This window comes from Shewanella hafniensis, from assembly GCF_019655335.1.
In the GTDB taxonomy this organism is placed as follows: domain Bacteria; phylum Pseudomonadota; class Gammaproteobacteria; order Enterobacterales; family Shewanellaceae; genus Shewanella; species Shewanella hafniensis.
Map to the genome: position 1 here is coordinate 1 of NZ_BPFD01000031.1, position 13,185 is coordinate 13,185.

A 13,185-nucleotide genomic window follows, 5' to 3' on the forward strand; every position below is an offset into this window, starting at 1 on the left:
AAGTACCTCACTTTATCCCTCACTTTGAATCTAGTATATTTATTATACTAGTATAATAAATATATCATTATGATTTTATCAAGCTAAATATCGCCTATTTTAGTGCCTTTTTCTATTATCTAATTATTTAAATTTTTCAACAGTTGGCGAACTAATTCAAGTTCATTAATTAGCTAACGGGAAAGATCAGACAAGCATAACTTTTATGCCTGAACAATTTACCGATCACATCAGAGTCTAAGGAATACACCATCCCCTCGGAGTTGCCGCAGGACGAATAGAACTCTTAATTTAATAAAGAGTACGTGAGTCTCGCCATGGTCGCTCTCGTGCATTCATGCACTTTACGACATTCAGGCATCCAGCCTATCAGATGCCGAACTGAAGTTCTTTACTGGGATGTAAACCCGAAAAGATCGGACATATTTGTTAACGTTTATTCTTCAAGTTTGAATCTTCGGACTTTACGGATTATCAGGTATACGCAGGACTTAAAAAGAATTAAGCACTGCCATGGAAGTGACCGTTGACGGCATGGATGCCGTCGTCGAGCCCTCAGGGATGAGTTCATGGCGAGTCACTGGAATGACAGAGCTTAATCAGTTACTGCGCACTACTCTCTCAAAATCTGAGCATTCAATAGAACATAAAAAAGCCCCGCAGTGTTTAGCACTGCGGGGCTTTTCTCTTCTAGTGCGCTGCTAACATAACAGCAGCGCTATCAAACCAAGTTAGCTATTCAGATCTTGAAAGAACTTTTTCACGCCATCGAAAAAGCCCTCAGCCTTTGGGCTGTGCTTCTTTGACTCACCGGTTAAGGTGGCTTCAAATTCGCGTAACAGTTCTTTTTGGCGATCGTTTAAGTTAACTGGGGTTTCCATAACCACTTTGCAGAGCAAGTCACCTACCGCATGGCTGCGAACCGACTTGACGCCTTTGCCACGTAAACGGAACATACGGCCCGTTTGCGTTTCGGCTGGGATCTTCAGGCTGACTTTACCATCCAGTGTTGGCACTTCAATCTCACCGCCTAGGGCCGCTTTACTGAAGGATATAGGCACTTCGCAGTAAAGGTTATTGCCATCACGGACGAAAATCGCATGCTCACGCACACTGACCTGAACGTATAAATCCCCTGGAGGCGCGCCAAACTCACCCGCTTCGCCTTCACCCGCTAAACGGATACGGTCGCCCGTATCGACGCCAGCCGGGATCTTAACCGATAAGGTCTTGCTCTTTTCAACACGGCCATCGCCATGACACTTAGTGCAAGGATCTTTGATGATCTTGCCGCGGCCATGACAGGTTGGACAAGGCTGTTGCACCGCAAAGAAACCTTGGCGCATTTGCACTTGGCCTTGACCATGACAGGTGCCACAGGTGGTTGCAGAGGTGCCTTTTTTCGCGCCGCTGCCTTCACACAGATCGCAAGTCGCCAGTGTTGGAATCCGCAGTTCTTTGGTTAAGCCTTTAACGGCTTCTTCCAGTGATAACTCTAGGTTGTAACGTAAATCTGAGCCGCGGGCCGCTTGGCGTTGACCGCCACGACGTCCACCGCCGAAAATATCGCCAAAGACATCACCGAAAATATCGCCGAAATCGCCTTGACCACCACCGTAACCACCGCCACCGCGATTAGGATCCACACCCGCATGACCAAATTGGTCGTAGGCCGCTTTTTTGTCGGCGTCGGTTAGGATCTCGTAGGCTTCTTTAATTTCTTTAAAGTTAGCTTCTGCGGTTTTGTCGCCTGGGTTGCGATCTGGGTGAAATTTCATGGCCAGACGTTTGTAGGCCTTTTTAATTTCACGTTCGCTAGTGTCACGACTGACACCTAATACTTCGTAGTAATCTCGCTTTGACATAATCTCATGCTTCTCAGCTGGTGTTGAACAAACGGGCGTTAGGGTTGCCCCGTAACGCCCGCCTAGAAATTAACGCTTTGAAATCAATCTATTTGATTGATGACAAGTCATTATTTCTTGTCGTCTTTCACTTCTTCGAATTCAGCATCGACAACGTCATCGGCAGCAGCGTTAGCCTGTTTGCCCGCGTCGGCATTGTCGCCGCCTTGAGCTTGAGACTTAGCTTGAGCGATTTCCATCAGCTTAGCAGATGCTTCGATTAAGTTTTGAGTTGCCTTTTCAATGGCTTCTTTGTCATTGCCTTTGATGGCAGTGTCAACAGCATCCATTGCAGCTTGGATTTTCTCTTTATCTTCGCTTGGCAGTGCATCGCCCGCTTCTTCTACTTGTTTCTTAGTTGCGTGAACTAAGCCGTCAGCTTGGTTGCGTGATTGCACTAACTCTTCAAACTTTTTGTCTTCATCTGCGTGAGCTTCGGCATCACGTACCATTTGTGCCACTTCTTCTTCGCTTAAGCCAGAAGAAGCTTTGATGGTGATGTTTTGTTTCTTGCCGGTTTTCTTGTCTGTCGCAGACACATGCAGAATACCGTCGGCATCGATGTCGAACATCACTTCAATTTGTGGCTGGCCACGTGGAGCTGGCTCAATACCGTCTAAGTTGAACTGACCTAATGACTTGTTCGCGCTCGCTTGCTTACGCTCACCTTGCAGTACGTGAATGGTCACTGCGTTTTGGTTGTCATCGGCTGTTGAGAACACTTGCTGCGCCTTAGTAGGAATAGTGGTGTTCTTTTCAATCAACTTAGTCATCACGCTGCCCATGGTTTCGATACCCAGAGACAGTGGTGTTACGTCTAACAGTAATACGTCTTTCACGTCGCCTGACAGTACGCCCGCTTGAATTGCAGCACCTACTGCTACCGCTTCGTCTGGGTTTACGTCTTTACGGGGTTCTTTGCCGAAGAAGTTTGTCACTGCTTCTTGAACCTTAGGCATACGTGTTTGACCACCCACTAGAATCACTTCGTTGATGTCTGTTACAGATAAATCTGCATCAGCCAGGGCAACTTTCAGTGGCTCTAATGTACGGATAATCAAGTCTTCAACCAGTGATTCCAATTTAGCACGAGTGATTTTAATCACTAAATGCTTAGGACCTGTTGCGTCTGCCGTAATGTATGGCAGGTTCACTTCAGTGTGGTTGGTGCTTGAAAGTTCAATTTTCGCTTTTTCTGCTGCTTCTTTCAGACGTTGCATTGCTAATGGATCTTTACGCAGATCTAAGCCTTGCTCTTTCTTGAATTCGTCAGCTAAGTAGTTGATCAAACGGTTGTCAAAGTCTTCACCACCTAAGTGGGTGTCACCGTTGGTTGCCAACACTTCAAAAGTTTGGTCGCCATCGTTGCTGTCGATTTCGATGATAGAGATATCGAATGTACCACCACCTAAATCGTATACCGCAACAATGTTGTCGCCTTGTTTCTTATCGATACCATAGGCTAATGCTGCAGCCGTTGGTTCGTTGATAATACGTTTAACATCAAGACCTGCGATACGACCCGCATCTTTAGTCGCTTGACGTTGTGAATCGTTAAAGTAAGCAGGAACAGTAATAACCGCTTCTGTTACTTCTTCACCTAAAAAGTCTTCTGCGGTTTTCTTCATCTTTTTCAAGATTTCTGCAGAAACTTGTGGTGGAGCCATCTTGTTGCCACGCGATTCAACCCATGCATCACCGTTGTCGGCTGCAATGATTTTGAATGGCATGATGTTCACGTCACGTTGGACTTCGTCATCTTTAAAGCGACGACCAATCAAACGCTTAATCGCGAAGAATGTGTTAGTTGGGTTAGTCACAGCTTGACGTTTTGCTGGCGAACCGACAATGGTTTCATCATCTGTATAAGCGATGATTGACGGGGTTGTGCGATCGCCTTCAGCGTTTTCTAACACACGTGCTTTGCCACCATCGAGGACAGCTACACAAGAGTTTGTTGTGCCTAAGTCGATACCAATAATTTTACCCATGAGGTCCTCCGAAAAATTTCATTCAATCTAAATTTGTTTAGTTGGTTTTGATATGGGGCTAGACGGTTGAAATATCAAGTCCATCGTTGGCCACCTTCTCTGCCTTGATACCTATATTGGGACAGGGAAATTAATTACAAGGGCGAAGAAAAAAATTTTCTGATTTATCTTTCTCGCATCTACAGCGGGATAAAATATCCAAGCAGATAAAATAGTCTTGCTTATCAACTAAAGCTGTTATTCAATCTGCCCACATTTGGCGGATGTTTATCCAGGTAAGGTAGCAGAGTGAAGTCTTCAAATTTAGCGTACGTGTATGGCATGGCGGCAGTCTTCCTCTGGTCTACTGTGGCCACGGCCTTTAAGATTGCCTTGAGTTACTACACACCGCTGCAACTGGTGTTTGTTGCCGTACTCACGTCGATTATTGCCCTTGGCGGAATCCTTGCTTGGCAAAAAAAGCTTTCCTTACTCAAGCAACAGTTTTTACGCCGCCCCATGTTTTATCTGGTGACTGGGCTCATCAATCCCTTCCTCTACTATGTCGTACTGTTTAAAGCGTATTCCTTACTGCCAGCGCAGCAAGCGTTGTCACTTAATTACACTTGGGCGGTATTACTGCCGTTACTGGCCGCGCCTTTGTTAAAGCAACATTTGCGTAAGAGCGACATTGCAGCGGCGCTGATTGCCTACACTGGCGTGTTTATCATTGCCACCGGCGGTGATATCAGCGGCTTTAGCTTTGATAGCCCGCTCGGGATCGGCCTTGCACTGACCAGCACAGTTCTCTGGTGCCTATATTGGATCGTCAACACCAAAGATCAAGGCGATCCCGTGGTGAGTTTATTATTGAGTTTTGTTATCGGCTTACCTTTTATTGCCGTCACCTTAGTACTGACAGATACCCTGCCCAGTTTTAGCCTTAAGGCAATATTTGCAGGTATGTATGTGGGCTTGTTCGAGATGGGCATTACTTTTGTGCTCTGGTTAATGGCGCTAAAAACCGCCACTCGTACTGCCAACATTAGCACTATGGTGTTTTTATCCCCAGTGATGTCGATTGGGTTTATTGCGTGGATTTTGCAGGAAACGATAGCGATGGCGACCTATCTCGGTTTGGCGTTTATTTTGTCAGGAATGATGTTGCAGCAACTTTGGCCCCGTTTTACCGAGCGCAAAAGCAAGATAAGCCCAAAGCCAAAGCTCGCTAAATGATGACTGAGTCATGACTGAATCGTCGCCTGAAACAAACTTGGCTCACCGCAATGAGCCAACTAAAAAGCGTAAAAACCGAAGTGGCTAACGTTTTACCTCAAGATTAAGCGTTAATATCGCCCATTTTGTGAAGGAGTATAGAATGACCCCGGCCGTTCGATTGGCGAAAAAAGCCAGCATTGCATTTGATATCTTAGAGTACAGCCACGATCCACACTGCGCCGCCTACGGCGAAGAAGCCGCTAACACCTTAGGGCTCGACCCTGCGCAAGTATTTAAAACCCTTTTAGTTGCCATCGACAAAGCCCATGCGCCGATTGCCGTCGCGCTTGTGCCCGTCGATCATCAGCTTAATCTAAAAGCCGTAGCTAAATGCTTAAAACAAAAGAAACTGCAAATGGCCGATGCTGACCTAGCACAAAAATCCTCAGGCTATCTGGTCGGCGGAATTAGTCCGCTAGCGCAGAAAAAACAGTTGCCGACCATAATTGATGCCAGCGCTCAAGGCTTCGACAGGATTTATGTCAGCGCGGGCAGACGCGGTTTAGAGATAAGCATAGCGGCTACTGACTTAGCCCAGCTTTGCAAAGGTGAATTTGCCGATATAAAGACGCTTTAAGCTATTCAGGCCACATTAAGCACAAGTTATTCGACGTTAAGTAAGTCACTCCACCTTATGCAACATGCGCTCATGTTGAATAAATGGTGAACAAGACTCCAACGACAGCAGCGTATTGAGCATGCAATAGAAAGCGTTTGATAAAGCCGAGATATCCGTCTATAAATTGTACTGAGGTACAAATCGACTAAGGATAGTCAGATGGAAAAATCAACCCAATGGAACCCAGAAAATAGCATCAGCCCAATCAGCTGGTGCGCTATGCTACTCTGCATCGCCTTATTTATTTATGAGCATTTCTGGGGAAACAGTTTTACCACTATGGTAGTCATGCTCTATTGCAGTTTTATGCTGCCATCGGTATTACTCACCCGCAGAGTGCAGGAAAAGTACTTTATTTATACCTTGGAATACATCAAGGCCTTTCGTAGATTCACTACCGTCATGTCGACGCTATTTTTCTGTATCTGGTTACTTGCCACTTATACGCCGCTACTCCATTAATGCGCAAACAGACACTGCCATAAATAGACAGTGCAAATTGGTACTTACAATCAAACATTGCGAACAAAAAAAAGCCGTCAACGTAATGCGTTAACGGCTTTAATTTTATGGTTTTTAACCACTAAACACGGCTTGTGTAATCACCCCAAGCTAACCACTTATACGTGGTTAATGCCTCAAGCCCCATAGGGCCGCGAGCATGGAGTTTTTGCGTGCTCACAGCGACTTCGGCGCCAAGGCCAAACTGACCGCCATCGGTAAAGCGCGTACTGGCATTGACATACACGGCAGCTGAGTTCACTTGGTTCATAAAGTGCGCCGCTGCATGAATGTCATCGGTCAAAATCGCTTCCGAATGGCCGCTAGAATATTGGCGAATATGACTAACGGCAGCATCGATATCACTCACCACTTTAATGCCTAAGGTTAACGACAACCATTCGATGCCAAAATCCTCAGCCTTGGCGAGCGTCACATCAAACCCTAAACCATCTAACAGAGCGAAACTTTGCTCACAGACTGAAAAACGCACGCCTAAACGATGCAGATACTCGGCAATTTGCGGTACAAAGGTGCTCGCCACATGCTCATCCACCAGCAAGGTATCAAGCGCATTACACACAGTTGGACGCTGCACTTTGGCGTTAGCGATCACCTCGAGAGCCCGTTCAAGATTGGCATTTTTATCGACATATAAATGGCAAATACCTATGCCGCCCAAAATCACCGGAATGGTCGCCTGCTCGGCACATAAGCGTTGCAGCGCTTGACCGCCACGCGGCACTATCATGTCGACATATTGATCGAGCTTAAGTAAACCTGTCACTAAAGCTCTGTCTGAAGAATCAATAAATTGCACCGCATCTATCGGTAAACCTTGGGCGACAATCGCGCCGCGGATCACCTCACTAATGAGTTTATTCGATGCTAGGGTTTCTTTACCGCCACGGAGGATCACCGCATTACCGGTTTTAAGGGCAAGTACCGCGATATCGACAGTGACATTAGGCCGAGCCTCATAGATAACACCTATGACCCCAAGTGGTACTCGGCGGCGAGTCAGCCTTAAACCGTTATCTAATAACTTGCTGCCAAATTCTTCACCTACCGGATCGGCAAGACGGATCACATCACTAATATCACCGATAATGCCCGCCAGACGCGCACCATCGAGCAACAGTCTGTCGATCATCGCATCCGTTAATCCATCGGCCTTAGCAGCGGCCACATCTTTAGCATTGGCGGCTAAAATCGCGGCGGCATTTTCCGTCAGCGCATCGGCGATGGCTTCGAGTAAGTCAGCCTTTTGGCTCGCGGTTAAATTGGCTAAGGCGTAACTTGCCTGTTTGGCATTATTACCAAGTTGCTGTAAATACTGTTCTTGATTAATTTGACTCAAAACAGACCTCGCTTATAAGACAACCATGTCGTTGCGGTGCACGATTGCGTCACCATAGTCATAACCGAGTAAAGACTCGATCTCGTCGGAATGCTTGCCCGCGATCAAACTCAGGGCTTGGCCGCAGTATCGTGTCATCCCTTTAGCAATCACTTTACCTTGTTGATCAACTAATTGCAGCGTAGCGCCGCGCTCAAACTGGCCTTTAACGCCGACGATACCTTTGGACAATAAGCTGCGGCCCTTGTCAGTCACAGCTTTGACCGCACCGGCATCGAGTACTAAAGAACCTTGAGTCGCAGGGCCGGCTAGAATCCACTGTTTACGGCTTTCTAACGGGTTTTCAATCGCACTAAAATGCGTGCCAACAGATTCCTTACTCACCACTTTTTTGATCACATCGGGATGATGGCCAGAAGCGATAACCACTTCGATGCCTGCACGGCGAGCAATATCCGCCGCTTCCAATTTAGTCGACATTCCGCCCGTACCTAAACCCGAAACAGACCCGCCCGCTAACATACGTAGGCTGTCGTCAATCTTGACGACTTGGGAGATCAACTTAGCATTCGGGTTAGTGCGTGGATCCGCATCGAATAAGCCCTTTTGATCCGTCAGTAAAATCAATAAGTCAGCATCGCATAAGAGTGCTGCGCGCGCCGATAGATTGTCGTTATCACCGACTTTGATTTCATTGGTGGCAACGGCATCGTTTTCATTGATGATCGGCACAATATTATTGGCCAGCAAGGCATTAAGCGTGTCACGGGCGTTGAGGTAACGCTCCCTATCCTGCAAATCGGCGCGGGTCAGCAGCAATTGGCCGACATGCAGCCCATAAATACTAAAGAGTTGTGACCAAGCGAGGATCAACTGACTTTGCCCGACAGCGGCTAACAATTGCTTATTGGCCATAGTGTCGGGCAGTATCGGGTATTGGAGATGTTCACGCCCAGCGGCAATGGCCCCTGAGGTGCATAATACGACTTCGACCCCTGACTTCATCAGTGCGGCCATTTGACGAGCAAGCTCAACCATGTGGGCTTTATCTAGCTGTTTACTGCCAGAGGTCAGCACACTCGTCCCTAACTTCACTACCACGCGGCGATACGCAATCTCACTTAAGTTCATTATTCATTTGTAACAAAATAACCGAACAATCCTTATACCTAATCCGCTGAGTAATTGGTAGCAAGGAGTTATTAACTCGAGATAAATTTTCGTTTTTGCTTAGAATCGCGCATTAAAAAGGGCCATCGATTAGATGGCCCTCAAAAAATGTAAACAATCTACGTTGCGAGTTTTTACTGTGCAGGTGAATTAATCGACAGCATCAACCATAGACAAACTTAGCTACAAACAATGCGGTTAATACTAAAATGCCCACATTAAGATCGCTAAAGCGACCTGTGAGTAATTTGATTGCTGCATATGAGATGATCCCAAAGGCAATGCCCGTCGCGATAGAAAACGTTAGCGGCATTAATATACACACAACCACCACAGGCGCGGCTTCAGTCAAATCTTCCCATTCGACATGCACCAGTCCCGACATCATCAAAATCGCTACATAAAACAGTGTGCCCGCAGTTGCATAAGCCGGGATCATCCCCGCCAATGGCGATAAAAATAACGCAGCAATGAAGAGTAATCCCACCACAACGGCCGTCAAACCAGTCCGACCACCTGCGCTCACACCCGCGGTGCTTTCGATATAACTTGTCGTGGTGGAAGTGCCAAAAGCCGCCCCTGCAATCGTTGCTAAACTGTCAGCGGTTAAGGCACGATTCAGACGTGGTAAACGGCCTTTATCATCGAGAAAACCACCGCGCTGTGCAACCGCCACTAAGGTGCCAGAGGTATCGAAGAGATCGACAAATAAGAAGGCAAACACCACAGATAACATCGTTACTTCAAAGACTTGGGATAAATCCATCTTCAAAAATGTCGGCATAATCGACGGCGGCATAGATACAATACCCTGATACTGCACATCGCCAAACATTAATCCCAGCGCTGTGATAATCAAGATACTTAGGATGACCGCCGACTTCATTCCACGTTGCACCATAGCAATGATCAGGAAAAAACCTAACACAGCCATAACCGCCGGAAATGCAGTGATATCGCCTAAGGTCACTAAGGTTGCAGGACTTGCCACCACGATACCGGCGCTCTTAAGGCCAATCAGCGCAAGGAACAAACCAATACCTGCAGCAATACCGATACGTAACGACATGGGAATACTATTTACAATCCATTCTCGAATACGCACTAAGGACAAGATTAAAAAGCAAATTCCCGACAGGAATACCGCGCCTAACGCAGTCTCCCAGCTGTAACCCATTTCACCCACGACTGTGTAGGTAAAAAAGGCATTAAGTCCCATACCTGGAGCAAGCGCAATTGGATAATTCGCCATCAGCCCCATAACCAAACAGCCGACAGCCGCCGCCAAACAGGTCGCTACAAATACAGCTCCATGGTCCATGCCCGCATCGGCTAACATCATTGGGTTCACAAAAATGATGTAGGCCATCGTCATAAATGTTGTCAAACCTGCGACCGCTTCCTGCTTGAGGCTCGTTTGATTTTGTTTCAGTTTGAACAGTTTTTCTAACATGGAACAAGGTTCCTTTTTATTTTAAGTATGTAGGGTAGGTAGATGTAAACACTATGTAACGTGATGACATTTGCAGCCGATTATAGGGAGTTTAGGCTGGTCAGGCCAGAAAATTGGCAAGGGATAAACACAAGTAACCATAAATCATTCGGTAAACGGCCGAGTGATTGGTTCTGAACGCAAATGATGGAAACCTCGCCATGGTTGTGCGGTTCAATAAAATGATAAATATGCGGAGTCAGTTAGCGCTTAGCAACTTGGTTAAGCTTGTATTTATTAGCATTGGTAATGCTATCACCTGAGCAAACTACTTCATCGGATAGTATTTACATAGCGCATGAAAGGAGCGCTTGGAATTTGTTAGGATCACCCAGTGCATATCAATAATCCCAGAGTGGCGCAGGCTCAACATACACTTCAACCTCTTCTCCAGTAATCTCAACGCCACATTTATCAAAGAAGCAATCCCTTACCTCTGAGGAGGCGATTAAGCGTGAGGGCTGGTAATAGGTGCTTTACCACTTCTGACACAAACAGTTTATGCTCATTGCTATCAGGCAAAACAGTTAAAGGCTTAAGCGAAAAAAAGGCAAAAAAAAGCCTGCTCAATGAGCAGGCAAAGACATATTTCAAGCGTCCCTTTCGGGGAAGTACATTACCGCGCTAGCGGGAAAAACCTGGCATACCCATGCAAAAACACCGATATGCTACTTGAGTCTAAACACGCCAAAAAAGGCGATACAAAGGTTGATGGATGATGGAAACTAAACTTTAAGGAGGGTTAGGCCTTAAAGCTCATGGCGAATAAACCGCCACGCAAAACATCAGTGTTAAACCAAGTGTTCTGCCAATAAAAATGGTTGTTGCCTGTATAAGACATAGTCAATACTCCTAAATTAGTTGTGATTAAGTACTCTAGTGAAGCTTGGCTCGGTTCCTTGGAACTAGAGATTCTCATATCCGTTGAGACGACTTGTCACTCAGGTCCTTGGAGAAAAATATCCATCCTAGATAGACTAGAGAGGAAAGGCATTAGTGCCTAATACACGAAAGCAATTATATGGTTTTGTAGTTTTATTACAACCTTTATTTGTATTTTTTTTTGATTAAGGCTTTTTAATGTAATTAAATTACACAATTATAGTAGGGTTAATGGCGATCTATTTCACAGAAAAACAGAAATAACCCTGTAAGCATCTAATAAGTAAGATATTACAGAATTATTTCTTTTTGTTACTAACGATTGATCAGATATTGATACAAGCCCACCAGCGGACTCGCTGTAGGTTTGCCGTAGAGCGGATCACCTTCTGTCGCACTGCCTGCGATATCTAAGTGCATATAAGCTAAGGGAATTGGGGCTGTTACACCATGGTCAAATAGCCCAGACGCTTTCAGCAAAAACGCCGCAGGATATTGATGCCCGCGCGCAGTGATCGATGACGGGGCATTATTTGAAGATAACATTTCAGCAGCGCCTGACACATCGCGGATTTTCGCAAAGTCTTCAGGACGCAGTGTAGACACTTCAAAGGGTTCACCCCACTGAGTCGCCTGCTGTTGTAAAGTAACAGCGCATTGCTGCGCACTCGCCACAGAGTTTTCCACCGCCGCAGGATAACTGCCATAACAACGCACAACATGACCTGTGAGTGTTGCTACCGAAAACATTTCAGGCTTCACTGCCGACACGGCTTTGATACGTAAATGGCTCAGTAAATCCGCCAGCACTAAGCGCCCTTCGGCGTCCGTATTACCAATCCGCACTCGTACACCCGCGTGGCTAGTGATGATTTCATCGGTCACGAAGGCTTCGCTGCCTATGCTGTTACGTACTAAACCTAACTCGGCAATCACGCGAATGCCCTTAGGTTTAAGCATTGACAGGGTTTTAAATAAACCTGCCACGGCAGAAGCGCCGCCTTTATCACGGCTCATGCCCGCCATCGCGCCGCCGACTTTTAGATCGGCGCCGCCGGTATCGTAAATCACGCCCTTACCCGCAAACAGGAAAGTGCGAGTCACTTCACCTTCAGGCAGGTACTCTAGTTTAACCACACGAGGTTGATGACGACCGACGGCAAAAGAAGATCGCGCCACAGCGCTGAGCAGCGGATAATCACGCTCTAAAATATCTCTGTCTTCCACTACCGCAGTTTTAATCACGCTGCCCGCTAAGGATTGCAGGCAATAATCGGCAAAAGCTTTAGCCGACATGCGCTCAGGTTCAGTACCACATAAATCCCGTGCTAGTACACGGCCCGCTTCTAAGGCATTGAGCAAATTGCTGTTATGAGTTGATAAGGATAATAACCCTATGGCCTCAAATGCAGGCGTTAAGCCAGTCGCTTCACGCAGCTCTAAGGTTTGCCACAGCTCTTGACCGCAGGCTAATGCTGCGACTTCAGTGGCAAAACTAAAACGTGAGTCCTTCGATGGCACTACATATAACAGCGGACGATTTGCACCCGCCTCTTTTGCAATGGCAATCGCCGCCCTTGCAGCATTAGCATAGACTCGCACGTCCACATACTCATCGTTCACTTGGGTGACAGGCGCAATGATCAAGCGGCCTCCCGCCAGACCCGGGGCAAACAGTAATGTCGGGCTCTTACCTACGCGCTTATCCACGTGGGCACCGTGCTGAGCCAATAAACCTATCTCATCAAAACCGATAGAATCCAGATCGGGCGTCACCACCACAACCGCATCCCAGCCTTCACCATCAAAAATGGCATTTTCTGCTTTTACATCAACGAAGTTAACTTGAAACATGACCCATCCTTTTTCATTATTGTGCCTGCATTATTCCCGCTCTATCGCTTAATTACCAATCTAAAAGTGCTACCGACACTCCCAGAAAAAATCGAATTGGAAACTTTGGCTGCCAGCTCACCAAAAGCCTGTGATGCTGAGATTAATTGGTTGCA

10 protein-coding genes are annotated in these 13,185 nt (G+C 46.5%); 4 read left to right on the forward strand and 6 right to left on the reverse strand.

Annotated elements, in window-relative coordinates; all coding sequences use genetic code 11:
• Window positions 1-513 precede the first annotated feature (513 nt).
• Complete coding sequence (locus K5Q99_RS10530; RefSeq protein WP_220776859.1) at window positions 514-705, forward strand: hypothetical protein; 192 nt, start codon at window positions 514-516, stop codon at window positions 703-705.
• Between the two features lie 26 nt (window positions 706-731).
• Here K5Q99_RS10530 and dnaJ read toward each other — a convergent pair whose 3' ends face one another.
• Together dnaJ and dnaK are read right to left on the reverse strand one after the other, a co-directional pair.
• Window positions 732-1,865: a molecular chaperone DnaJ gene (gene dnaJ, locus K5Q99_RS10535; protein ID WP_220776835.1), complete on the reverse strand. Its 1,134-nt coding sequence runs from the start codon at window positions 1,863-1,865 to the stop codon at window positions 732-734.
• 110 nt (window positions 1,866-1,975) lie between these two features.
• A complete protein-coding gene (dnaK, locus tag K5Q99_RS10540) occupies window positions 1,976-3,895 on the reverse strand; it encodes a molecular chaperone DnaK (protein WP_220776836.1) in 1,920 nt (639 codons plus the stop codon).
• Window positions 3,896-4,183: 288 nt separating this feature from the next.
• On the opposite strand from dnaK, the gene K5Q99_RS10545 reads away from it, so the two are divergent.
• From K5Q99_RS10545 to K5Q99_RS10555, 3 genes are all read left to right on the forward strand, one after another.
• Window positions 4,184-5,110 carry a DMT family transporter gene (locus tag K5Q99_RS10545; RefSeq protein WP_220776837.1) on the forward strand — a complete coding sequence of 309 codons (927 nt, stop codon included), beginning with the start codon at window positions 4,184-4,186 and terminating at the stop codon, window positions 5,108-5,110.
• A 142-nt stretch (window positions 5,111-5,252) separates the two neighbouring features.
• On the forward strand, window positions 5,253-5,729 hold the full coding sequence (gene ybaK / locus K5Q99_RS10550) for a Cys-tRNA(Pro) deacylase (RefSeq protein WP_220776838.1): 477 nt from the start codon (window positions 5,253-5,255) through the stop codon (window positions 5,727-5,729).
• Window positions 5,730-5,930: 201 nt separating this feature from the next.
• A complete protein-coding gene (locus K5Q99_RS10555; protein ID WP_107948823.1) occupies window positions 5,931-6,233 on the forward strand; it encodes a hypothetical protein in 303 nt (100 codons plus the stop codon).
• A 121-nt stretch (window positions 6,234-6,354) separates the two neighbouring features.
• Here the strand turns inward: K5Q99_RS10555 and K5Q99_RS10560 are convergent, their stop codons facing one another.
• From K5Q99_RS10560 to K5Q99_RS10575, 4 genes are all read right to left on the reverse strand, one after another.
• Entirely contained in the window at window positions 6,355-7,632 is a 1,278-nt protein-coding gene (locus tag K5Q99_RS10560; RefSeq protein WP_220776839.1) for a glutamate-5-semialdehyde dehydrogenase, read from the reverse strand.
• A gap of 12 nt (window positions 7,633-7,644) precedes the next feature.
• Entirely contained in the window at window positions 7,645-8,763 is a 1,119-nt protein-coding gene (proB, locus tag K5Q99_RS10565) for a glutamate 5-kinase (protein WP_106651421.1), read from the reverse strand.
• Between the two features lie 202 nt (window positions 8,764-8,965).
• Window positions 8,966-10,255, reverse strand: a complete 1,290-nt coding sequence (locus K5Q99_RS10570) for an NCS2 family permease (protein ID WP_220776840.1) — start codon at window positions 10,253-10,255, stop codon at window positions 8,966-8,968.
• Between the two features lie 1,236 nt (window positions 10,256-11,491).
• On the reverse strand, window positions 11,492-13,030 hold the full coding sequence (locus K5Q99_RS10575) for a M17 family metallopeptidase (RefSeq protein WP_220776841.1): 1,539 nt from the start codon (window positions 13,028-13,030) through the stop codon (window positions 11,492-11,494).
• Window positions 13,031-13,185 lie beyond the last annotated feature (155 nt).